Origin of the sequence: Pseudomonas sp. R1-18 (genome assembly GCF_051132095.1) — a bacterium.
GTDB lineage: Bacteria > Pseudomonadota > Gammaproteobacteria > Pseudomonadales > Pseudomonadaceae > Aquipseudomonas.
Genome location: NZ_CP071658.1, coordinates 378,583 through 402,583, shown reverse-complemented (window position 1 = coordinate 402,583; position 24,001 = coordinate 378,583). Strand labels below are relative to the sequence as shown.

The 24,001-nt window shown below is 60.7% G+C and carries 18 protein-coding genes and 1 pseudogene; 12 read left to right on the top strand and 7 right to left on the bottom strand.

What is annotated here, in order from left to right:
* Position 1: 1 nt before the first annotated feature.
* Complete coding sequence (gene tkt / locus J3P77_RS01800; RefSeq protein ID WP_434679215.1) at positions 2–1,999, bottom strand: transketolase; 1,998 nt, start codon at positions 1,997–1,999, stop codon at positions 2–4.
* A gap of 256 nt (positions 2,000–2,255) precedes the next feature.
* Here tkt and J3P77_RS01795 point away from each other — a divergent pair, with 256 nt between their 5' ends.
* The 4 genes from J3P77_RS01795 to J3P77_RS01780 all read left to right on the top strand — a co-directional run bounded on the left by J3P77_RS01795 (position 2,256) and on the right by J3P77_RS01780 (position 6,980).
* Positions 2,256–3,251, top strand: a complete 996-nt coding sequence (locus J3P77_RS01795) for an ArsR/SmtB family transcription factor (RefSeq protein ID WP_434679213.1) — start codon at positions 2,256–2,258, stop codon at positions 3,249–3,251.
* Between the two features lie 22 nt (positions 3,252–3,273).
* Positions 3,274–4,464 (top strand): methionine adenosyltransferase, encoded by a 1,191-nt coding sequence (gene metK / locus J3P77_RS01790; RefSeq protein WP_434679212.1) that lies wholly within the window; start codon positions 3,274–3,276, stop codon positions 4,462–4,464.
* Between the two features lie 341 nt (positions 4,465–4,805).
* Complete coding sequence (gene ligB / locus J3P77_RS01785; RefSeq protein WP_434679211.1) at positions 4,806–6,506, top strand: NAD-dependent DNA ligase LigB; 1,701 nt, start codon at positions 4,806–4,808, stop codon at positions 6,504–6,506.
* A gap of 63 nt (positions 6,507–6,569) precedes the next feature.
* The gene (locus tag J3P77_RS01780; protein ID WP_434679210.1) at positions 6,570–6,980 is read left to right on the top strand and encodes a DUF1090 domain-containing protein; all 411 of its coding nucleotides are present in this window, start codon (positions 6,570–6,572) and stop codon (positions 6,978–6,980) included.
* Positions 6,981–7,216: 236 nt separating this feature from the next.
* Here the strand turns inward: J3P77_RS01780 and J3P77_RS01775 are convergent, their stop codons facing one another.
* Positions 7,217–7,618 carry an MAPEG family protein gene (locus J3P77_RS01775; protein WP_434679209.1) on the bottom strand — a complete coding sequence of 134 codons (402 nt, stop codon included), beginning with the start codon at positions 7,616–7,618 and terminating at the stop codon, positions 7,217–7,219.
* Positions 7,619–8,051: 433 nt separating this feature from the next.
* On the opposite strand from J3P77_RS01775, the gene J3P77_RS01770 reads away from it, so the two are divergent.
* Entirely contained in the window at positions 8,052–9,707 is a 1,656-nt protein-coding gene (locus tag J3P77_RS01770) for a BCCT family transporter (protein ID WP_434681832.1), read from the top strand.
* Between the two features lie 56 nt (positions 9,708–9,763).
* Here the strand turns inward: J3P77_RS01770 and J3P77_RS01765 are convergent, their stop codons facing one another.
* The 5 genes from J3P77_RS01765 to J3P77_RS01745 form a co-directional block, all read right to left on the bottom strand.
* Positions 9,764–10,486 carry a 3'-5' exonuclease gene (locus J3P77_RS01765; protein ID WP_434679208.1) on the bottom strand — a complete coding sequence of 241 codons (723 nt, stop codon included), beginning with the start codon at positions 10,484–10,486 and terminating at the stop codon, positions 9,764–9,766.
* Positions 10,483–12,363: a DUF294 nucleotidyltransferase-like domain-containing protein gene (locus J3P77_RS01760; RefSeq protein ID WP_434679207.1), complete on the bottom strand. Its 1,881-nt coding sequence runs from the start codon at positions 12,361–12,363 to the stop codon at positions 10,483–10,485. Before J3P77_RS01760 ends, J3P77_RS01765 begins: the two co-directional genes overlap by 4 nt.
* Positions 12,364–12,470: 107 nt before the next feature.
* Entirely contained in the window at positions 12,471–12,857 is a 387-nt protein-coding gene (locus J3P77_RS01755) for a DUF1850 domain-containing protein (RefSeq protein ID WP_434679206.1), read from the bottom strand.
* On the bottom strand, positions 12,854–14,881 hold the full coding sequence (locus J3P77_RS01750; RefSeq protein ID WP_434679204.1) for a TRAP transporter permease: 2,028 nt from the start codon (positions 14,879–14,881) through the stop codon (positions 12,854–12,856). Before J3P77_RS01750 ends, J3P77_RS01755 begins: the two co-directional genes overlap by 4 nt.
* 52 nt (positions 14,882–14,933) lie before the next feature.
* Positions 14,934–15,887 (bottom strand): TAXI family TRAP transporter solute-binding subunit, encoded by a 954-nt coding sequence (locus tag J3P77_RS01745; protein ID WP_434679203.1) that lies wholly within the window; start codon positions 15,885–15,887, stop codon positions 14,934–14,936.
* A gap of 222 nt (positions 15,888–16,109) precedes the next feature.
* On the opposite strand from J3P77_RS01745, the gene nhaA reads away from it, so the two are divergent.
* From nhaA to J3P77_RS01710, 7 genes and pseudogenes are all read left to right on the top strand, one after another.
* Positions 16,110–17,465, top strand: coding sequence for a Na+/H+ antiporter NhaA (gene nhaA, locus J3P77_RS01740; protein ID WP_434679202.1), 1,356 nt, complete (start codon positions 16,110–16,112; stop codon positions 17,463–17,465).
* Between the two features lie 120 nt (positions 17,466–17,585).
* Positions 17,586–18,190, top strand: a pseudogene (locus J3P77_RS01735) (cation:proton antiporter domain-containing protein); the annotation flags it as partial.
* Between the two features lie 189 nt (positions 18,191–18,379).
* Positions 18,380–19,201: a DeoR/GlpR family DNA-binding transcription regulator gene (locus J3P77_RS01730; protein ID WP_434679201.1), complete on the top strand. Its 822-nt coding sequence runs from the start codon at positions 18,380–18,382 to the stop codon at positions 19,199–19,201.
* A 303-nt stretch (positions 19,202–19,504) separates the two neighbouring features.
* Complete coding sequence (gene ltnD, locus J3P77_RS01725) at positions 19,505–20,401, top strand: L-threonate dehydrogenase (RefSeq protein WP_434679199.1); 897 nt, start codon at positions 19,505–19,507, stop codon at positions 20,399–20,401.
* A gap of 9 nt (positions 20,402–20,410) precedes the next feature.
* The gene (otnK, locus tag J3P77_RS01720) at positions 20,411–21,700 is read left to right on the top strand and encodes a 3-oxo-tetronate kinase (RefSeq protein WP_434679198.1); all 1,290 of its coding nucleotides are present in this window, start codon (positions 20,411–20,413) and stop codon (positions 21,698–21,700) included.
* A complete protein-coding gene (locus J3P77_RS01715) occupies positions 21,700–22,338 on the top strand; it encodes an aldolase (RefSeq protein ID WP_434679197.1) in 639 nt (212 codons plus the stop codon). The genes otnK and J3P77_RS01715 overlap by 1 nt, the downstream gene beginning before the upstream one ends.
* Positions 22,339–22,515: 177 nt before the next feature.
* Positions 22,516–23,973 (top strand): SLC13 family permease, encoded by a 1,458-nt coding sequence (locus J3P77_RS01710; RefSeq protein ID WP_434679195.1) that lies wholly within the window; start codon positions 22,516–22,518, stop codon positions 23,971–23,973.
* Positions 23,974–24,001 lie beyond the last annotated feature (28 nt).

Sequence of the window (24,001 nt, the reverse complement as noted above, 5' to 3'; positions counted from 1 at the left end):
TTTAGTCTTCGAGCAGCTCTTCAGCAGTGCTCAACACGTTTTCCAGCGTGAAGCCGAACTCTTCGAACAGCGCTGGCGCAGGTGCCGACTCGCCGAAGGTGGTCATGCCGATCACGCGACCTTCCAGACCGACGTACTTGTACCAGTAGTCAGCGTGGGCGGCTTCGATTGCGATACGTGCGCTGACCTGAAGCGGCAGAACCGATTGCTTGTAGCTTGCGTCCTGGGCTTCGAAGACGCTGGTGCATGGCATGGAAACCACGCGCACCTTGCGACCTTTTGCAGCCAGCGCATCGAATGCCTGAACCGCCAGACCGATTTCCGAACCGGTGGCGATCAGGATCAGCTCCGGCTCGCCGGCGCAGTCGCGCAGGACATAACCGCCACGAGCGATGTCGGCCAGTTGCGCTTCGTCGCGCGCCTGATGCGGCAGGTTCTGACGGGAGAAGATCAGCGCGGACGGGCCGTCGTTACGCTCGATGGCGTATTTCCAGGCTACTGCCGACTCCACGGCATCGGCCGGGCGCCAGGTGTCCAGGTTCGGCGTGGTGCGCAGGCTGGTCAGTTGCTCGATCGGCTGATGAGTCGGGCCGTCTTCGCCCAGACCGATGGAGTCGTGGGTGAAAACGTGGATCACGCGCTTCTTCATCAAGGCAGCCATGCGCACGGCGTTGCGGGCGTATTCCATGAAGATCAGGAAGGTCGCGCCATACGGCACGAAACCGCCATGCAGAGCGATGCCGTTCATCATCGCGGCCTGACCGAACTCACGGACGCCGTAATGCAGGTAGTTGCCGTTGGCGTCTTCGCCGGTGATGCTCTTGCAGCCTTTCCAGATGGTCAGGTTGGAACCTGCCAGGTCGGCGGAACCGCCCAGGATTTCCGGCAGCAACGGGCCAAAGGCGCTCAGTGCGTTCTGGCTGGCCTTGCGACTGGCGATGGTTTCGCCCTTTTCATTGACTTGCGCGATATAAGCAGCCGATTTTTCGGCGAAATCGGCAGGCAGCTCGCCGCTCATGCGACGGATGAACTCATTGGCCAGCTCAGGGAAAGCGGCGGAATACGCAGCGAAACGCTGGTCCCACTCGGCCTCGGCCGCCAGACCTTTTTCCTTCGCGTTCCACTCCGAGTAGATGTCGGCCGGGATTTCGAACGGGCCGTGGGTCCACTTCAGGGCAGCGCGGGTCAGGGCGATTTCGTCGGCACCCAGCGGCGCGCCGTGGGATTCTTCCTTGCCCTGCTTGTTCGGCGAACCGAAACCAATAGTGGTCTTGCAGCAGATCAGCGTTGGCTGGTCGCTCTTGCGAGCGGTGTCGATGGCGGTCTTGATTTCATCGGCATCGTGACCGTCGACATTGCGGATTACCTGCCAGCCGTAGGATTCGAAGCGCTTGGGCGTGTCATCGGTGAACCAGCCTTCGACTTCGCCATCGATGGAGATGCCGTTGTCGTCGTAGAAAGCGATCAGCTTGCCCAGACGCAGCGTGCCGGCCAGCGACGCGACTTCGTGCGAGATGCCTTCCATCATGCAGCCGTCACCCATGAACACATAGGTGTTGTGGTCGACAATGGTGTGGCCGGGACGGTTGAACTGCGCGGCGAGGGTTTTCTCGGCGGCCGCAAAACCTACCGCGTTGGCGAAGCCCTGGCCCAGCGGGCCGGTGGTGGTTTCCACGCCCGGGGTGTAACCAAATTCAGGGTGGCCCGGCGTACGGCTGTGCAGCTGACGGAAGTTCTTCAGGTCTTCGATGGACAGGTCATAGCCGGTCAGGTGCAGCAGCGAGTAGATCAGCATCGAACCATGTCCGTTGGACATGATGAAACGGTCACGGTCAGCGAAAGACGGGTTGGCCGGGTTGTGCTTCAGATAGTCGCGCCAAAGAACCTCGGCGATATCCGCCATGCCCATCGGGGCACCGGGATGGCCGCTGTTGGCTTTTTGCACGGCATCCATGCTGAGGGCACGAATGGCGTTGGCACGCTCACGACGGCTTGGCATCGCTGATCTCCTGGAAAGTATGAGATGGGATCGGAAAAAGACGGCCATTTTCCCTCACGGGCTGCCCGGGGGCAATGACAGACTAGTAACCATAGGTTCTTTTTTCCGGCGTTGATGTCGTTATTGGGTCGTAGTTGCCTGTATTCCCCTCAGACTCATTGGTCAGGAAACGGGCCGGCGCCACCCATCGACCAATATCAAAACTTTTTGATATTGACCTTGCGGCACGCCGGATCGCTCTCTAGACTGCGATTCCATGAACCTGCGCGCACCTGCAATCGGCCCTGATGACTGCGACGACCTCTCTGCCTTGTGCAAGGCGGGCGGCGATCCTCTGCGGCTGAATGTTCTGCGAGCGCTGGCCAACGATTCGTTTGGCGTGCTGGAGCTGGCGCAGATCTTCGCCATTGGCCAGTCGGGCATGAGTCATCACCTCAAGGTGCTGGCGCAGGCCGGTCTGGTCGCGACCCGGCGCGAAGGCAACGCAATTTTCTACCGCCGCGCCCTGCCCCATACCGGGCGGCCCGGCGGACGACTGCATGCAGCGCTGCTCGACGAAGTCGATTCGCTGGAACTGCCCGCGGATGTGCTGGAACGGATCGGCCTGGTGCATAGGCAGCGCGCACTGGCCAGCCAGGATTTTTTCGCCCGCACCGCGGAAAAATTCCGCGCCCAGCAGGATCTCATCGCGGGGCTTGCCCAATACCGCGAAAGCCTGCTGGCGCTGCTCGACAAACTGAGCTTCGAGCCTGATGCGACGGCGCTGGAAGTCGGGCCGGGTGATGGCGGATTCCTGCCGGAACTGGCCCGCCGCTTCCAGCACGTCACGGCCATGGATAACAGCCCGACCATGCTTGAACTGGCCCGCGAAGCCTGCACCCGTCAGGCGTTGGCTAATGTTGAGCTGCGGCTGGCCGATGCGCTGGTGGACGCTAAAGTGCGTGCCGATTGCGTCGTATTGAACATGGTGCTTCACCATTTCGCCGCGCCGGCCGATGCCTTGAAGCAATTGGCCGGGCTGGTGCAGCCAGGCGGCAGTTTGTTGATAACGGATTTGTGCAGCCACGATCAGAGTTGGGCCAGGGAGGCCTGTGGCGATCTCTGGTTGGGTTTCGAACAGGAAGATCTGGCCCGTTGGGCCATCGCTGCGGGGCTAGTTCCCGGGGAAAGCCTGTACGTAGGCTTACGTAATGGTTTCCAGATTCAGGTCCGCCATTTTCAGCGACCGGCTGGCAACACTCACCATCGGTAAAATTTTCAGGAAACCCGTAGAGATGAGCGACTACTCACTTTTCACCTCCGAGTCCGTGTCCGAAGGACATCCGGACAAGATCGCCGACCAGATTTCCGATGCGGTACTGGACGCAATCATCGCTGAAGACAAATACGCCCGCGTTGCGTGCGAAACCCTGGTCAAGACTGGCGTGGCGATCATCGCTGGCGAAGTGACCACTTCGGCGTGGGTCGATCTGGAAGAGATCGTGCGTAACGTCATTCTCGATATCGGCTACAACAGCTCGGACGTCGGCTTCGACGGCGCGACCTGTGGCGTGATGAACATCATCGGCAAACAGTCCGTCGACATCGCCCAGGGCGTTGACCGCAGCAAGCCTGAAGATCAGGGTGCGGGCGACCAGGGCCTGATGTTCGGCTATGCCAGCAACGAGACCGACGTGCTGATGCCGGCGCCGATCTCCTTTTCGCACCAGCTGGTGCAGCGCCAGGCCGAGGCCCGCAAATCCGGCCTGTTGCCATGGCTGCGCCCGGACGCCAAGTCTCAGGTCACCTGCCGCTACGAAAACGGCAAGGTCGTAGGCGTTGACGCTATCGTGTTGTCGACCCAGCACAACCCGGACGTTTCCTACAAAGACCTGCGCGAAGGCGTCATGGAGCTGATCGTCAAGCACGTGATTCCTGCCGAATTGCTGCACAAGGACACCCAGTTCCACATCAACCCGACCGGCAACTTCATCATTGGCGGCCCGGTGGGTGACTGCGGCCTGACCGGTCGCAAGATCATCGTTGACACCTACGGCGGCATGGCCCGTCACGGCGGCGGCGCGTTCTCCGGCAAGGACCCATCGAAGGTTGACCGTTCGGCAGCGTATGCCGGTCGCTATGTGGCCAAGAACATCGTCGCCGCCGGCCTGGCCGAGCGTTGCGAGATCCAGGTTTCCTACGCCATCGGCGTGGCGCAGCCTACCTCTATCTCCTTGAACACCTTCGGCACCGGCAAGCTGTCGGATGACAAGATCATCAAGCTGGTCCGCGAGCACTTCGACCTGCGTCCATACGCAATTACCACCATGCTCGACCTGCTGCACCCGATGTACAAGGCAACCGCCGCTTACGGCCACTTCGGTCGCACCCCGGTTGAAATGACCGTTGGCGATGACACCTTCACCGCCTTCACCTGGGAAAAAACCGACCGCGCCGACGCACTGCGCGCCGCTGCCGGTCTGTAATAAGTCCCCGCTCTACCAAGCCCCCGACGGCCTGCGCCTCGGGGGCTTTTTTTCAAGCAATACCGGCGATCTTTATCGCCTGTGGCGCCGCCGTCGCCAGCAAGCTGCCTCCCACGGTCTCGCGGCGGATCTTGGGCTTTATGTGGGAGCTAGCTTGCTGGCGAAGGGGCCTGTGGATCCGCAATAGATATACTGCCCGGAGCGCCGTCCTCGCCAGCGAGCTCCTGCCACAGTCTCGCGACGCAGGCTGGAGCTGGTAAAACCCTGCAAAACCTCGCTGCCTCCTGCTCCGCCAACTCCCGCTAGCCTTGCTCAGTCAACTTCCAAGCAAGGACGCTTCGATGCTGCTTTCAATCCGCCTGCTCGCCTGTGCCGCCTTCACGATGTATTGCATCGCCGCCGATGCTGACCCGTGTCCCGACTGGCAGCCTGAAAAAGCCCGGTTCGAAATGAGCGCTCTGCAAACCCGCCTTGCTCTATGGGACGACAGCTATCACCGCCAGGGCGTCTCGCTGGTGGCGGACGAGCTTTACGACCAGTCGCGCCAGCGGCTCACGCTGCTCGAATCCTGCTTCGCTGCGTTGCCAGTAACGTCCGCCAGCCCGCTGGCCACGGCTCGCGGGCCGGTCGCGCACCCTGTTCCGCACACCGGCCTTGATAAGCTCGCCGATGAAATTGCCGTACAAGCCTGGCTCAAGGGTAGAACCGACCTCTGGATTCAACCGAAGGTCGACGGCGTGGCGGTTACGCTGACGTATGAAGCGGGAGAACTGGTCCAGGTAATCAGCCGTGGCGACGGGCTGAGCGGCCAGAACTGGACGCCTCATGCGCCTCGGATTGCGGCGATCCCCGCCAGCCTGCCTTGGCAGAAAACGCTGATCTTGCAGGGCGAGCTTTACTGGAAACTGACTGACCACATCCAGGCCCAAGCGGGGAGTCTGAACGCGCGCAGCAAAGTCGCCGGGCTGCTGGGCCGCAAGATCATTACAGTCGAAGAAGGCGCGAACATTGGCCTGTTCGTATGGGACTGGCCGGATGGTCCATCAAGCATGCAGGATCGGCTGGCAGGCCTGCAGGCGCTGGGCTTCGAGGACAGCGTGCGTTTCAGCGAACCCCTGCGCGGCTTTGCGCAGGCCAGTGCCTGGCGTGATTACTGGTATCGCAGCGCACTGCCCTTCGCCACTGACGGCGTGGTGATGCGCCAGGGCAAGCGCCCGCCTGCGCGACGCTGGCAAGCCAAGGCAGGTTATCGAAAGCCGCCTTACTGGATAGCTGCCTGGAAGTATCCATACGCACAGGCGCTGGCCGAGGTCCGTAAAGTCACTTTCAATATCGGTCGCAGCGGCAGAATCACGCCCGTGCTGGACCTCAAGCCTGTGCGGCTGGACGACCGCAACATCGCTCGCATCAGCGTCGGTTCGCTGCAGCGCTGGCAGGCGATGGATATCCGCCCCGGCGATCAGGTCGCAGTCAGCCTGGCGGGGCTGACGATCCCACGGCTCGATGGCGTGGTCTCGCGCAGTGTCGAGCGCATGGAGCTGACCGTGCCGCAAGCCGACGACTATCACGCCTTGAGCTGTCTGGAGCTGGCACCCGGTTGTGAGCAACAGTTTCGCGCCCGCCTGAACTGGCTCGGCGGCAAGCGGGGCCTTGCGCTGCCGGGTGTCGGACCGGGCACCTGGGACCGGCTGATCGAGGCCGGGCAAATCACTGGTTTGCTCGACTGGATGACACTCGATAGCGCCCGGCTTGCTAACATTCCCGGCTTGGCCGAACGAAGCAGCGCTACACTGTTGCGCAGTCTGGAAACAGCTCGTGACCGCCCGTTTCACAAATGGCTCATCGCCATTGGCTTGCCGCCCACCGGCGGTGCGCAATTGACGGGTGACTGGGACGAGCTGGCGGCACGCAGCACAGAGCAGTGGCAATCCGTGCCGGGTATTGGCGCTGGCCGTGCGGCCACACTCCAGGCATTTTTCAGTCACCCGCAGATGCAGGCTTTGGCGGCACAGCTCAGAGCGCAGGGCATCAACGGTTTCTAGACGTATTTCGATTACCGGGTTTCAAGCGTGCATACGCCCGGAAGTATTGGTTAAGGAGTTCACATGAAGTTTTTATCGCCCCTGATTCTGTTCACCAGCTGCACATTGCTGGCGACCCCGCTACTGGCCGCCGACGCGGCGCCTGCGTCGTCAGAGTGTCTGGTCAAGAGCCAGGAGATCAGTAGCAAGCTTCAGGACGCCAAGGCCGAGGGCGACAAATACCAGCAGGCCGGGCTGGAAAAAGCGTTGAGCGAAGTCAACGCCAACTGCACCGAAGCCTCTCTGCTCAAGCAGCGCGAACAGAAGGTGCTGGACGCCAAACGCGAAGTCAGCCGCCGTCAGACAGACCTGAACAAGGCCATGACCAAAGGCGACCCGGAGCGAATCAACAAGCGAAAAGACAAACTCGCCGAATCGCGCAAAGAGCTGCAGGATGCCCAGGCTGAACTGGAAAAGGTCCAGCCGCAGGAGTAGGACTCTGGTTGCCAGCTTGCTGGCGAAGACTCGGGTACAGGCGACACGCCGGTTGCGGCTGTATCGGCCCCTTCGCCAGCAAGCTGGCTCCTACAGATTAGGAGTGCGCCACGATCTTGTGGGAGCCAGCTTGCTGGCGAGGACTTAGGTACAAGCTACACACATGTTGCGGCTGTGCCAGCCTCTTCGTCAGCAAGCTGGCTCCCACATTAAAGCCTGGTGAAGGCGCGTCCAAATCAGGCCGCGGCGGGTACCGCGGCGACTCCGAACAGGCCAATGACCAATCCCAGGCCAATGATCCAGATGATCGAGCGCAAGGCAGCCAGGTCCGCCAGGTAGAAAATGATGTATAGCAAGCGGCTGGTGATGAACAGCACAGCCATCACATCAATGGTGACCAGCGACGCATTGTCGGTGATGTGCGCGATGATGACCGCAGCGGCGAAGGCCGGGTTGATCTCGTAGCTGTTGAGCTGCGCCGCGTGGGCACGCTTCGGGAAGCCTTCGAGCTTGTCGAGAAAGCTGCGCGGATCGTGATTGTGCCCCATCTTGAACTTGCCGCTGCCGAACTTGGCGATCGCCGCGCACGCGATGGGCAGAAGAAACGCAATCAATACACACCAGAAAGCAACTGTCATACATCCATCCTTATATTGTTCGCTTCATCAGAAGCCCATCGAGAAAGACCAGCCCAAGTAGGAGCTCCGGTCGAGGAAAAGGTTGCGAACCCAAGTAGTTTGCGTCGAGCATCTGGATATACAGCCCTACGGCCACTGAACTAAGCGTAAATGTTTCTGGTCGCATGGCCGCTGCTTAAACATATCTCGTTGGTCAACTTGCGCGCCTGCGTTCGCAACCGTCGTTGACATAGCCAAATGCGTCGGCGGCAGGTGAACCGGTCGCAAATCGATCGGCTAATTTACGTGGCACAGGCCGGACGGTCCGGAATATCGATCAAACCTTGCTAGGATAGATACACGACTTTCTCGTTTTACCATAGGAACAGCGGGGCATAACCATAACGCACGCGGTACGTGCCAGTCTTAGGAGGCTCTTGTGGGTAAAAACCCTATGGATGATTTGCCGGAAAACACTCGATCAACCAGCGGCGAAGGAATACCGGCTCCCAGCGGTGACGCTAACCTGATCGAAACCGACTACGTCATCGGGCAAGACAACATCAAGGGAGAGTTTTCATTTTCCCTGGATATTCACGGAAAGGTTTTTATCATTTCCGCAGCCACTGTATTGCTCTTCGTAGTCATGACGCTGGCGCTGCAGAATGAAGTCGAGCCGCTTTTCAGCTCGATCCGCAACTGGCTTACCGGCCACTTGGCGTGGTTTTTCATGAGCGTCGCCAATATCTTTGTGATCCTCTGCCTGGTCCTGATCGTTTCGCCTTTGGGCAAAGTGCGCTTGGGCGGCAGAGATGCAGTACCAGATCATACGTATTTGGGTTGGTTCTCGATGCTGTTCGCCGCAGGCATGGGTATTGGTCTGATGTTTTATGGCGTTGCTGAGCCGATGTCGCACTACGCCGCCGCTATGGGTGGCGTCACGGCGGATGCTTCCGGTGCGCGAACCGACTGGGCTCCCCTGGGTGGCGCAGCGGGCGATATGAAAGCTTCGGCCGATCTCGCCATGGCGGCCACGATCTTCCACTGGGGCCTGCACCCTTGGGCGATTTACGCCATTGTTGCGTTGTCCTTGGCCTTGTTCTCGTACAACAAAGGTCTGCCGCTTTCCATTCGCTCGGTCTTCCACCCGCTGCTTGGTGAGCGAGTCTGGGGCTGGCCAGGTCATGTGATCGACATTCTGGCGGTGTTCGCAACTTTATTCGGGCTGGCGACATCGCTGGGCATCGGCGCTGAACAGGCCGCTGCAGGCCTGGAATACCTGTTTGGTATCAAGTCGACCAATGTAAGCAAGGTTCTGTTGATCGTCGGTATCACGCTCGTCGCCCTGTGGTCAGTCGTCTCGGGCCTGGACAAGGGTGTGAAGATGCTTTCGCAGATCAACATGGGCCTGGCCCTGCTGCTGCTGATGTTCATCATCATCGTCGGGCCGACTCTGGCAATTTTCACTGGGTTTTTCAAAAACCTGGCAACTTACGTTGGGTATCTGCCCGCACTGTCCAATCCGTTCGGGCGAACCGACACAGAGTTCACCCAGGGCTGGACCGCCTTTTACTGGGCGTGGTGGATAAGCTGGTCACCTTTCGTCGGCATGTTCATCGCCCGCGTGAGCCGAGGCCGTACCGTTCGCGAGTTCCTGGTTTCCGTCCTGCTGGTGCCTTCGCTGGTTTCGGTGTTGTGGATGACAACGTTCGGCGGCACGGCGATCGATCAGGTCACCACGCAGGGGCTGGTCGAGGTCAAGGATGCGGTGCTCGAACTCAAACTGTTCGCCATGCTGGGAGCACTACCGCTCAAGGAAATCACATCCTTCCTGGGCATCATTCTAGTGATGGTCTTCTTCATTACGTCCTCGGACTCCGGCTCACTGGTCATCGACACCATCACCGCAGGCGGCAAGGTAGACGCGCCGGTACCGCAACGGGTTTTCTGGGCGGTGATCGAAGGCGTGATCGCAATAGCCCTGCTGCTGGGCGGCGGTCTGGTCGCGTTGCAGGCAATGGCTGTGTCGACAGGCCTGCCTTTTGCACTGGTACTGGCGGTGGGATGCATATCGCTGGTCAAGGGTCTGATGTCCGAACCCCGTTCCTGAACGGAACCGAAAAAATGCGCCTTTCAGGCGCATTTTTTATGGCCTGAAGCCGGGCGTCACTGCCACAAATGGCCGATTGGGGTACTTGCATCGTAATGAGTTGCCACTTGCGCCTGCAGCAGCTCTGCGGTGGCAAGGGCATCGACCAGAGCGTGGTGAGCCCGATAGGGCGGCAGGTTGTAACGCGTGCGGCTGTCGGCGAGCCTGATGGAAACGGTCGGGCGACGCAGCAGGCGGTCGAGCCAGCCTCGTTTCTGCCTGTGCATCCGCGCCTCCAGTTGCATAGTATCGATTACTGGAAACTCCAGCCCTTCACCCAGCGTGCTGCGTAAAGCCTGATCGAGAAAGCCTCGCTCGATGGCCCGGTAGTGAACCACCATCACTCTGCCCGCCATTGCCTTGAGCAACTCTTCCAGCACCTCGTTCAACCGCGGCGCGTGGCGTATGTCCGAATGCGTGATGTGGTGGAAAGTTACCGACTCACTGCTCAGCTCCGAAGGCGGCTTGACCACCCAGTAAAGCGCCTCTGCGCACCGTATCCGCTGCAAAGTGAAAGGCAGCAGGCCAACGCTCACAATACTATCGCTGCGCGGATCCAGGCCGGTGGTTTCCACATCCATCGCCAGCATCGGGATCTGCCCCAGCGGCGTGTCGGCACCGACCGCTCCGGCCTGATAGAACGCTTGAAGCAGCGGGTTTCTGGTTCCCAGGGCAAGTGTCTCGAACCGCCTGGCCCAGTCGAGGACGCCCGCTGCGCTGGTCGGGTCCGCCATTTTCATCGGCTCTGCCGCACGCCGCCAGGATAGCGGAAGCGCAGAAATTTCTGCGCATTGCTCAGCACCTGAAAGGCTTCCTTGAGGTTATGCCGTTCGCTGTGAGAAAACCGTCCCGGCTCGATGTAATTGTCCGGCTTCTCGCCCAGCTCCAGGGCTTCGGCCTGATGACGGATGCGAACCATGGACAGGAACTCCAGCGCATACCTCAAATGCTCAATCGCCTCCGGCGGCATAAGCTTGGTGGCGCTGATGGCCTCAAGACGTTCAAAGGAATTCTGCGCGGTGGAGCCGCAGGCCAGCGCGTGAATACGGATCAGGTCAGTCAGGGGTGCGGTGCCGCGTCCCTTGAGATTGATGATCTGTTTCTGACGGCCATCGGTTTCAACCACGAACGTGCGAAAGAACCCCAGCGGCGGGGTTCTGTTCAACGCATTTCGGGACATGGCCTTGAGGAAGTCGGGCGCTGTTCTGGCCTTCTGCGCACAGAGACGCTGCAGTTCTGCCACCAGCTCCAGGCGGCCATAGACGCCGTCCAGATCGAAAAAGATGCAGCTGTTGAGCAGCGAGGCAGCATCGGGCTTATCGATCCATTGGGTGAAGTAGGATCTCCACACCGACAGCGGCTGGCGCCACTGGTCATTGGTGGCCATGATTCCGCCTTTGCAGTAGCTGTAACCACAGGCAGCCAATCCGTCGCTGACGAACTCGGCCAGTTTCCTGAAGTAGGAATCATGGATAGCGGGATCGAAGCTGTCGTCCAGCACTAGCGCGTTGTCCTGATCGGTCACCAGCAGTTGCTCATCTCGGGCCATTGAGCCCAGCACCATGAAGCAATACGGGACCGGCGGCGGCCCATATTCCTTTTCGGCCAGTTCGAGCAGACGCTGGGTAAATGCCCGCCCGATGCCCGAGATGGCGCTACCGATCATGTGCGCTGTGGCTCCGTCGCGAACCATGCGAATGTATGTCCCTCGCAAGTCGCGCAGCAGCGAGCGCAAACCTGAGACCGACGTCTGGTTCGAAATACTGTTGACCAGATACAAACTGCTTTGCGACTCGTGCCGGATGATGTCCGACAGGTTGATCAGGCCCAGCGTGCGTCCCTTGTGGGCCACCGGCAGGTGATGGATATTGTTACGCAGCATGCAGAGCATGGCTTCGAATACCGAGTCATCAGCCTGGATCACGATTGGATCGGCTGACATCACCTCACTGATCAGCGTCCCGCTGGCACTTCGATCATTCGCCGCCACCCGGGTTCGCAGGTCCCGGTCGGTCAGGATGCCGAGCATTCGTTCGGCGCCGCGTTCAACCGGTTCCATGACCACTACACACGACACGCTTTCCCGGGTCATCAACTGCGCAGCTTCATGAACGGTCGTTTGCGGCGTCACCCATACCAGATCGCGCGAAATCAGCGCCCGCGACTTGAGCTGAATCAGCTCGCTCGCCCGCCCCTGGGCCTCGACCGCCGACTTGAGCCGCGAATGCCCCTCGGCCTCGACGAACTCGGCGAAACTGTCGTATCGCTCGCAAAGTTGGGCGAAGAGGTCAGCGGGTATGAAATAGATCAGGCTGTCTTCGAAAGCGCGTGCCGGATAGCGCACCTTGTTGCTGCGCAACAGGCCTGCCTGCCCGAACACATCGCCTTCGACGAGACGGTTGTACAGCTCGCCACTGCGGCGAGAGATTTCCACCGCACCGCTGCGCACATAATGCAAATGATGGATGACCGCCCCGGCCTCCAGAATCTGGCTGCCCGCCTTGAAATAGCTGACCTCGACACGCCGCGCTATTTCATCAAGCGTTTCAGCGGGCAATGTGTCGAAAGGCGCGAAGCGCTGAAGATGGTCGCGGATCTCCAATAGCTCGATCTGCATGGGACCTCTAGCTGAACTGGTTTTTACCAAAAGCTATAACAAGCGCAGACAACCATACCGGGATCAGGGCTGCGACGCATCTGTCGCAGCGTCGGCAAGAAGCTGAGTCAAGCCAGCGGGCAACCCCACAACTCCAACGCCGTTCGGTCAGCGCTGGGAGGGCCGAGCCATTCGCTCAGCTCGCGACAACGGCCCTCGCCACATATCTGATAATCGCCGGCCTGCGGGGTACGGGCCAGCTTAAGCGGTTGCAACGCCGGTACGCGAGGCTGGTACCGCCAGCTGCCGTTCTCCAGCCGGGCCCCGTTGGGGATCTCCATGCCCGCCCCGCTGCCCCTTACCCGGGCTTCAGTCAGAACCAGCCCCTGCGCCGTGACGAGATAATCTTCTTCCCAGCGAATCTTTTCGATGGTGTGAGACCAGCCCAGCGTGAAGTGCGAGATCGGCAGCTGCACCCACACTGTACCGGCCAGCCCCAGACACAAAGCGATCATCGGGCAAGAAGGCCGTGACGACGGAACCGCCAGACATGTTGCAGGATCATCAGCGTGCCCAGCGCGAAACCGATCTCATCGGTCAACGGCAGCGCTACGACCAGCGATGCGCCGGCGGCAAAGCACAGCAAGCGCTCCCACCAAGGCATGTGCCGTTGCAGATAACCGGTAGAAGCCATGCCCCAGAGTCCTACCGCCAGCACAGTCTTGATCAGCATGTAGGCGGTCGCCCACAAATCGTCGCCCTGCAGCATCAAGGCCGGGTTATAAACCGTCATGAAAGGGATCACGAAACCGGCCAACGCAATACGCACCGCCCACAAGCTGATCCGGAAGCCGGTTTCCCTGGCGATGGGCGCAGCAGCGAAGCAAGCCAGCGCGACGGGAGGCGTCAGGTCGGCGAGGATGCCGAAATAGAACACAAACATGTGCGACACAATCAACGGCACCCCGAGTTCCAGCAAAGCGGGTGCGGCTATGGAGCTGGTGATGATGTAGTTGGGGATCGTCGGAATGCCCATGCCCAGGACAAGGCAGGTCACCATGGTCAGGATCAGTGACAACAGCAGATTGTCCTTGCCGATGGCCAGGATGTAGCCCGCGAAAGTCGATGCGATGCCGGTCAGCGAGACGATGCCGATAATCACACCCACCAGCGCGCAAGCGATGCCGACCGGCACCGCATGACGGGCGCCTTCGACCAGCGCGTTCAGGCAGATGTCCAGCGTGTCGCGCCCGCCCTTGATGAACCAGCACACAACGATCAAACCGGCGATCACGGCAAAGATCACCCCGATCCCCAGCTGGAAGAACCCGACGCAAAGCACACCCAGTGCGATCCAGAACGCGCATCGCAAGGCGAAGCTGGAAACTCGCAAAATAATCGCCGAACCGAGAATCACGATCGCCGTCAAGGCCAGTCCCACCATGCCGGAGAACAGTGGCGTGCGGCCTGAAAACAGCAGGTACACCAGCACCAGCAGCGGAATCAGCAGATACCAGCTCTCTTTTACAGCGGCCCACGCACTGGGGCATTGATCCTTGGGCAGCCCTTTAAGGTTGGAGCGCTTGGCCTCCAGATGCACCATCCAGAACACCGATCCAAAGTAGAGGATCGCGGGAATAAGTGCGGCTTTGGCCACTTCGACGAAGGGCACGTTGATCGTCTCGGCCATGATGAATGCGACGGCGCCCATCACCGGCGGCATGATCTGGCTGCCCATGCTCGACGTCGCTTCCACTCCGCCAGCGAATGCAGCCCGGTAACCGAAGCGTTTCATCAGCGGAATGGTGAATTGCCCGGTCGTCACTACGTTGGCGATGCCAGAGCCGGTGATGGTGCCCATTAACGCCGATGACACCACGGAGACCTTTGCAGGGCCGCCCAGCTTGTGGCCGAACAAACCCATGGCGAAATCGGTGAATAGCTTGATCATCCCGGCCTGTTCCAGAAAAGAACCGAACAGGATGAAAAGGAAAATGTAGGTCGCCGACACGTAAGTCGGCGTACCGTACAAGCCCTCGGTACCGAACGACAGTTGGTTCACGATCTGATCGAATCCGTACCCCCGATGCGCCAGGTCGCCGGGCAGGTGCTCGCCGAACAGACCATAAGCCAGAAACAGCCCGCAGATAATGGGCAACGCGATCCCCATTACGCGGCGCGCGGCTTCGAATACCAGCACAATCAGCACCAGGCCGATCACCATATCCAGCTCGCTCAGGTCGCCGGACCGCAGTATCAGATCGGCCTCGAAATACCACTGATACGCAGCGGTGCAAATGCCCGCCAGACTCAGTAGCCAGGCAACGGACTGATATGGCCGATTCGTTCCGTATGCCGGGTAGCTGAGGAACACCACCCACAGCAGAAACCCTACATGGACAGCGCGCAGCACCTGACTGGAAACCGGCGAAAACGCCGCAGTGACAATTTGAAAAACGGAAAACAGCAACGCCACATAGAACAGCGTCCTTGGCCAGTCGCGCGGATTCGCCGCGATGCCGTGCGTTTCTTCGCTCATCAAGTGCCCGCCTTATCACGCCAATTCTGGATACGAAATGTTCCGGCCTCCGTCACAGAGCTCCAGCTTCTTTGTAGTAACGCTCGGCTCCGGGATGCAACGGAATAGGCAGCTTCTTCGCGGCGTTCTGCACGCTGATTTCCTTGGCCGCCGAGTGGGCGTTGCCCAACCGCGGCAGGTTCTCGAACATCAGCCTGGTCATCTGGTAGGCGAGCTCATCGGACAGATCGGCTCGGGTCACCAGAATGTTGGTGATTGCAACAGTGGGCACCGGCGCCGGCTGACCGTCGTAGGTATTGGCAGGAATCATGGCCGGCTGGTAGGCGGCGTTGCCTATCTTCGCGACCACATCGGCAGGGATGGCCACGTAATTGAGCGGCATGGTCGAGGCCAGATCGCGAATGGCGGCCATGCCCAGGCCGGAGGATTGCAACGTCGCATCGAGCTGACGGTTCTTGATCAGCTCCACGGACTCGGCGAAGGGCAGGTATTGCACCTTGGCCATATCATCGTAGGTCAGCCCTGCAGCCTTGAAGATCGCGCGAGCGTTGAGCTCGGTACCGGACTTCGGAGCGCCCACTGAAATGGTCTTGCCCTTAAGGTCAGCCAACGTCTTGATACCCGATTCCTGGCTTGCCACGATCTGGATGTAGTTGGGGTAGGCGCCTGCGATCGCACGCAACTTGGTCAACGGCGCTTTGAAGCCCGCTTCCTCCACGCCTTTGCTGGCATCGGCAACCGAGTCGCCAAGCGCGAACGCGAGTTCGCCACGCCCGGCCTGGAGCAGGTTCAGATTCTCGACGGACGCTTTGGTCGCTTGAACCGAGGTTTTGACGTCGGCGATACCATCTCCGTAGATCTGTGACAGTCCCACCCCGATGGGGTAGTAAACCCCACTGGTCCCGCCGGTAAGAATGTTGATGAACGAGGGCGCGGCGCTGGCCGCGCTAGTGACCGAAAGTGCCGCCGAGACGGCCAGGATTTTCCAGCGGGTACGAGCTGACATAGGGAGTTGCTCCGTCTTGTTATGGCTTTGTCCGGAAGTCCCTCAACTGTAGTCCAACATTTGCTCACAGTGGCAAGCTGATGGCTGGCGGAGCCGTTGCGAGCCGGATCGATTTGCATCCGGCCACCGTGCTTCTTATGATCCGTTCCGGGTGCGCTGCTGCATACGGCACAGGGCAGGTTAAATCTCAAACGCTGGTCGGGCCGCTAGCGGAGAACCGCCGTGCCTGATAAAAATCCGAACAGCCCTTACATCCCGCGTCCCCAATTGCTGACCGAGCGTGCGGTTTCCGCACTGGAGCGCTTCTCGCATATCGAAGCGGTCAGCGGCATCGCCTTGCTACTCGCCGCGCTGGTGGCACTGGTTTGGGCCAACAGCCCGGCAGCCGCCAGTTACGACCATTTCTGGCATACCCAAATCACGCTTGGCATTGGTGAGTACAGCGTCTCGCGTTCCCTGCACTTTCTGGTCAACGATGGGTTAATGACCATATTCTTCCTGGTCGTAGGCGCAGAGATCCGTCAGGAAATAAAAGACGGCGCACTGGCCAACTTCAAGCTTGCGACACTCCCGCTAGGCGCGGCGCTGGGTGGTGTTCTGATGCCGGCCATCCTTTATACCCTGCTCAACCACGGCACCGTGGCGAGTAGCGGCTGGGCCGTTCCCACCGCCACAGACATCGCCTTCGCGGTCGGGGTGCTTGCACTGCTCGGCAAGTCTATTCCAGGCGGGGTAAGGGTTCTGCTGCTGGCACTGGCGATCATCGATGACATCGTAGCCATCCTGATCATCGCGGTGTTCTATACCGCCAGCCTGGATTACCAAGGCCTGGGGATCGCCGTGGTCGGCCTGCTGCTGGTTGTGGCGCTGCAGCGCATGGGCATAGGCAAGGCCTATGCGTATATTCTTCCGGGCGCGATCGTATGGTTCGGCTTGCTGAAAACCGGCGTGCATCCAACCCTCGCCGGAGTGATTCTGGGCCTGATGACTCCTGTCAACCGCAAGCCCGCCGTGGAACGTCCGCTGGAAACCATCAGACGCACCTTCCATGAACTGGCCGACCGCTTTTCCAAATCTGACGACAGCCCGCATACCGTCGCCGAGCCGTTGAAACAGCTCAAGCACGCCCAGCGCGAACTGCTGCCTCCAGTACAACGGATCCAGATGGGGCTCCACCCTTGGGTCGCATTCGGTGTGATGCCGCTTTTTGCACTTGCCAACGCTGGAGTCAACCTGGCGGGCGCGGATCTGGGCGAGGCAATGTCTCAGCACGTATTCGCCGGGGTGATGGTGGCACTGGTTCTGGGTAAGCCTTTGGGAGTTGTCTTGACCAGCTTCGCGCTGGTGAAGCTGAATATCTGCCAGTTGCCTGAAGGCGTAAGCTGGAACGGTGTGGCATTGGTCGGCCTGTTGGCGGGCATTGGCTTTACGATGTCCATTTTCATCGCATCGCTGGCTTTTTCCGACCCTGCGCTGCTCGCTGCTGCCAAGCTCAGTGTGCTGTCGGCATCGACCATTGCCGCCGTGATCGGGTTGTTGTGGGGCAAGCTGCGGAGCTCCACGCCACTGCGCCGGTGACAACAGCGGCTTTGCTGTTTGCCTCATCGGATGTGTCCGGCGGCATTGCCGGCACATCCTAACAATGCCCGGCAGAAAGCAGACCGCATTCCCCGGGCATGATTTGAATCGAGAATACGGATGCTTGAACTTGCTGTTGGTTTTATCTGCCTTACCTCACTGCTGACCTATGTGAATTTCCGCTTCATCGGCTGCCTCCCACCATCGGTGTCATGGTCACCGCGCTGTTGTTTTCGCTGATTCTGCAAGGCCTGAGCTTCATGGGTTTCCCTGGGCTCGAAGAACACGTTCAGCAATTGATCGGCCAGATCGACTTTGGCGACCTGCTGATGAACTGGATGCTGTCGTTCCTGCTGTTCGCCGATGCGCTGCACGTCAACCTCGCTGATCTGCGAAGCCATCGGTGGCCCATCGGCCTGCTGGCAACCTTCGGGGTACTGACCGCCACCACCGTCATCGGCGCGCTGGCGTACTGGATTTTCTCCCTGTTCGGCTGGCACGTCAGCCCGCTGTATTGCCTGCTGTTTGGCGCGCTGATCTCGCCGACCGACCCGATTGCCGTGCTCGGCGTGCTGCGCACCGCCAATGCTTCGAAGCCGCTCAAGACCACAATCGTCGGTGAGTCGCTGTTCAACGACGGCACGGCGGTAGTGGTATTCACCGTGCTGCTCGGCATCGCACAATTGGGCGAAACCCCGAGCGTCGGCGAAACCGCCATGCTGTTCGCAGTTGCACCTGGCCGCCGCCAGCCTGCTGCAGGGCCTGACCATCGGCAAACTGGTGCGCTCGGTGACCGGTTCGTCGGCGCCGCAGGAAAGCGCTCACTAGTCCGCGCTTCCATTGCCGGGCCGATTGGCTAAGATGCCCGGACCGTCCACCCGCCGTGGGCGGTCCATCGATGCACAGGAGCAGGAATGTCCACCGACGAGGAGCTCGCCATTACCGGCGGCACACCGATGATCCCCGATCAGCGCCGCGAGCTGATGCTGCGCGAGCTGCGCAAGCACCAGGTGCTCAGCGTGCATCAGCTAATGGAGATGTTCGACTGTTCGCACATGACCATTCGCCGCGATATCGCGCTGCTGGAGCAGGAAGGGCGTGCTTATTCGGTGACGGGCGGCGTGCGCATCGTCAGTCAGGTACACAGCGAACCCAGCCACCAATCCAAGGCTGTGGTCGAGCTGCCGCACAAGCAAGCCATGGCCCGGCTGGCGGCGGGTTTGTTGCACCCCGACATGACGGTCTATCTGGATGCCGGCACCAGCACGCTGGAGATCGTGCCGTTCATCGTGGCGATGTCAGGCATGACGGTAGTGACCAACGATTTTGGCATCGTCAACGCGCTGGCTGACGCGACTCATGTGGACGTGATCCACACCGGCGGCCTGCTCGATCACCCCAACCGCTCCAGCGTCGGAGGACTCGCGGCGGCGACCCTGCGCCAGCTGGCGACGGACGTGGCGTTCATGTCCACCAGTTCGTGGGATCTGCAACGCGGCACCACCACGCCTTCGGCGCTGAAGGTTGAAGTGAAGCAGGCGGCGATGCAGTCGGCTTCGCAAACCGTGCTGATTGCGACCAGCTCCAAGTACGGCACCTTTGGCATGTACAAGATCGCGGCGCTGGATCAGTTCGACACCATCATCACCGACGCATCGCTGGCCGAAGCGGCGGTCGACGGGATCCGCAAGCAACGCATCGAATTGCTCCTCGCACCGGTGGGTGGGAAGCGCTAGATCTTCGCTGGGAAATGGTCCGTGGGAGCGGACTTGTCCGCGAAGACTATGTTCCTGACAATGGATATGTAGCGGATGCGCTGGCCTCTCGCGGACAAGTCCGCTCCCACGGATCGATTACCAAGCCCCTCATGAAGGGGCTTTTTTGTGGCTGATGAAAAATACCGATGATGTGAAGATTTGTTAAAAACAAAAAAGACTTCACATTATCCACTCACAGGTTCACTATCGGATTCACAGATCAGAACAATATCGTCCGTATGCTGGACTGACGAGCATCGGCACTGACTTGAGGATTACTGCATGAACACTCAGAACGTTGGCGTTATCGGCCTGGGCGCCATGGGCCTGGGCATTGCCCGATCCCTGCTGCGCAGCGGCTTCAAGGTTCACGCGTGCGATGTGCGCACCAGCGTCACTGAAGCCTTCGCTCAGGAAGGCGGCGTGGCCTGCGATTCGCCTGCCAGCATGGCGGCCGCTTGCGATGTAATCATCACAGTCGTAGTGAATGCCGAGCAGACCGAAACCGTGTTATTCGGTGAGAACGGCGCCGTTGCGGCGCTGCGTCCCGGTAGCCTGGTGATTGGCTGCGCCACCGTCGCACCAACTTTCGCGGTCGAGCTCGGCGAGCGGCTCACGGCACAGAACCTGTTGTATCTCGATGCGCCGATCTCCGGCGGTGCGGCCAAGGCCGCTGCCGGCCAGATGACCATGATGACCTCCGGCCCGGCCGACTCCTACGCCAAGGCCGAAGCGGTCCTCAACGGCATGGCTGGCAAGGTTTACCGTCTGGGCGACGTTCACGGCCTGGGTTCCAAGGTCAAGATCATCAACCAGCTGCTGGCGGGCGTGCACATTGCGGCCAGCGCCGAAGCCATGGCTCTGGGCCTGCGCGAAGGCGTGGATGCCGACGCGCTGTACGAGGTCATCACCAACAGCGCCGGCAACTCGTGGATGTTCGAGAACCGCGTACCGCACATCCTCAACGCCGACTACACGCCGCTGTCGGCGGTCGACATTTTCGTCAAGGACCTGGGCCTGGTGCTGGATACCGCGCGTACCAGCAAATTCCCGCTGCCACTGTCGGCGACCGCACACCAGATGTTCATGCAAGCATCCAGCGCAGGCTACGGTCGTGAAGACGACTCGGCCGTGATCAAGATTTTCCCCGGCATCGAACTGCCGAAAGCCAAAGCCTGAGGAACGATCATGACTTCGACTTCCTCTCGCCCATTGCTGGGCTGCATCGCCGATGATTTCACCGGTGCCACCGACCTGGCCAACATGCTGGTGCGCGGCGGCATGCGTACCGTACAGAGCATCGGCATCCCCACCGCTGAAATGGCGGCGGGTCTGGATGCGGACGCCATCGTTATCGCCCTCAAGTCGCGTACCACGCCAGCGGCTGAAGCTGTGGATGAGTCCATGGCTGCTCTCGAATGGTTGCGCAATCGCGGTTGCGAGCAGATCTTCTTCAAATACTGCTCGACGTTCGATTCGACCGCCGCAGGCAATATCGGCCAGGTCAGCGAAGCGCTGCTGGACAAGCTTGGAAGCGATTTCACCCTCGCCTGCCCGGCTTTCCCGGAGAACGGCCGCACGATTTTCCGTGGTCATCTGTTCGTACAGGACCAGTTGCTGAGCGAGTCGGGGATGCAGAACCACCCGCTCACACCGATGACCGACGCCAACCTGATTCGCGTGCTCCAGGCCCAGACCGACAAAAAGGTCGGCCTGCTGCGCTACGACACAGTCGCTCAGGGTGCGGACAAGGTTCGGGAGAAGATCGCCGAATTGCGCGCCGACGGCGTGGGCATGGCAATCGCTGACGCGCTCAGCGATGCCGACCTGTACACCTTGGGCGAAGCCTGCGCGGACTTGCCGTTGTTGACCGGCGGTTCGGGTCTGGCGCTGGGTCTGCCGGGCAATTTCCGCAAGGCCGGAAAATTGCGCGACATCGACGCCGCCCAGCCCATCAAGATAAGCGGCGGCGAAGTGGTGCTGGCAGGCAGCGCCTCGGTAGCCACCAACGGTCAGGTCGCCGCCTGGCTGGAAAGCAACCGACCTGCCATGCGAATCAATCCGCTGGATCTGGCAGCCGGTAAACCGGTCGTCGAACAGGCCATCGCGTTTGCGCAAAACGCCGGGCAGACCGTATTGATCTACGCCACCAGCACGTCGGATGAAGTCAAGGCCGTACAGAAAGAGCTGGGCGTCGAGCGCTCCGGCGCGATGGTCGAGGACGCACTGGGCCAGATCGCCAAAGGCTTGCTGGAGACTGGCGTGCGACGCTTCGTGGTCGCCGGTGGCGAGACATCCGGCGCGGTGGTGCAGGCGCTCGGCGTGCAACTTCTGCAAATCGGCGCGCAGATCGATCCCGGTGTTCCGGCGACAGTCAGCAGTGGTGCGCAACCGCTGGCGCTGGCCCTCAAGTCCGGCAACTTTGGCGCTCGGGATTTCTTCGCCAAGGCGCTCAAGCAACTGGCGGGAGAAGCCTGATGATCGATGAGAAGGCCCTGCGCCAGGAAATCTGCGACGTCGGCAGGCTGTTGTATGGCCGCGGCTACACGGTCGGCAGTGCCGGCAACATCAGCGCCCGCCTCGACGACGGCTGGCTCATCACTCCGACCGACGCTTGTCTGGGGCGTATGAATCCGGACGACATCGCCAAGGTCAATCTGGCGGGCGAATGGGTGTCCGGCAACAAACCGTCCAAGACGCTCGCGCTGCACCGACAGGTCTACGACCGCAATCCCGAAGTCGGCGGCGTAGTCCACACCCACTCCACGCATCTGGTCGCGCTGACCCTGGCCGGTGTCTGGCAGGGCGACGACATCCTGCCGCCGTTGACGCCTTATCAGGTGATGAAAGTCGGGCACATCCCGCTGATCGCTTACCAGCGGCCCGGCTCGCCCATCGTGGCCGAGCGTGTCGCGCAACTGGCCAACAGTGTTCGCGGGGTGATGCTTGAACGCCTCGGCCCGGTGGTCTGGGAGAGCTCGGTCGCCAAGGCCTGTTATGCCCTGGAAGAGCTGGAAGAGACAGCCCGCCTCTGGCTGATGACCAACCCCAAGCCAGCACCGCTGGACCCGGCGGCGCTGGAAGAGCTGCGCCAGGTCTTCGGCGCGAAGTGGTGACCACTGCGTAATGACCGGACGGCTCGAAACAAGCCGTCCGGTTGATCCCGATCAGCTACTCCGGCCGTGCCGGAAAACAATAACAACAGGAATGAACAGCATGACTTATCTGCGTTCCCGCGTTGCCAGCTTCTGCGTGTCGCCCGCCTCGTTAATCGGTAACCGGGGTGCACAGGCATGACACCGTTAATGTTGATGATCGTCGCAGGCGCGGGTATCGCACTGCTGCTGTTTCTGGTGCTCAAGTACAAATTCCAGCCTTTCGTGGCGCTCATGCTGGTCAGCATCATCGTGGCGCTGGTAGCCGGAGTGAAGCCGGCCGATCTGGTGGCGACCATTGAAGGCGGCATGGGCAAGACCCTCGGCCACATCGCGATCATCATCGCGCTGGGTGCCATGATCGGTCGGATCATCGAACTGTCCGGCGGCGCCGAGGCGTTGGCACGGACGCTCATCGACCGCTTCGGGAACAAGCGCACGCCGCTGGCGCTCACGGTCGCGGGCTTCATGGTCGGCATTCCGGTGTTCTTCGAGGTTGGCGTAATCATCCTCATGCCATTGGCTTACGGCGTAGCCCGTGCCGCGCGCAAGCCCCTGCTGATTTTCGCCCTGCCGATGTGTGCCGCATTGCTGGCGGTGCACGCGTTTCTGCCTCCGCATCCCGGTGCCGTGGCGGCTGCGAGCCAGCTGGGTGCCGATCTGGGTCGCGTGCTGATGCTCGGCATCCCCATCGTAGCGGTGCTGTGCGTGATCGGTTATTTCGTTGCGGGCCGCATGACCCGCAAGACTTACCCGATGACCGATGACATCCGCGCCGAAGTCTATGGCCCGCATGTCACCAATGAAGACCTGGAAGCCTGGGCACGCAACGACTACTCCAGCGTTCGCGAAACGACCCACACTCAAACTACCGGTGTAGAGGAAACCGCCGGCAGCCTGGCCGCCAAACTGCCGCCAGCCCCCGCGCCCGGTTTCGGTTTGATCATTGCGCTGATCCTGCTGCCCATTGTGCTGATCCTGCTGGGCACGCTGGCGACTACGCTGTTGCCCGCCGAATCCACGCTGCGCGGCGTATTGACCGTGCTCGGCGCACCACTGGTTGCGCTGCTGATCGACACCCTGCTGTGCGCCTGGCTGCTGGGCTCGCGCCGTGGCTGGAGCCGCTCGCAGGTTTCCGACGTGATCGGCTCGGCACTGCCGGGAGTGGCAATGGTGATCCTGATCGCCGGCGCCGGTGGCGTGTTCGGCAAGGTGCTGGTGGATACCGGTATCGGCGCGGTGGTGTCCGAAGCTCTGCGCAATACCGGCCTGCCGGTGCTGGCGCTGGGCTTTCTGCTGACACTGTTGCTGCGCGCGGTTCAGGGCTCGACCACTGTCGCGCTGGTGACCACTGCCGGCATTCTCAGCCCGTTGATTGCAACGCTGGACCTGAGCGCCAACCACCTGGCCCTGCTGTGTCTGGCCATGGGCGGTGGCGGTCTGGCAATGTCACACATCAACGATGCCGGGTACTGGATGTTTACCAAACTGGCCGGTCTGAACGTAGCTGACGGCTTGCGCACCTGGACTGTGCTGGTCACGCTGCTGGGAACGCTGGGTTTTGTCATCACCCTGCTGCTCTGGCCTTTCGTCTGACCTTTGTCTCAACCTTTGAACGCACTGG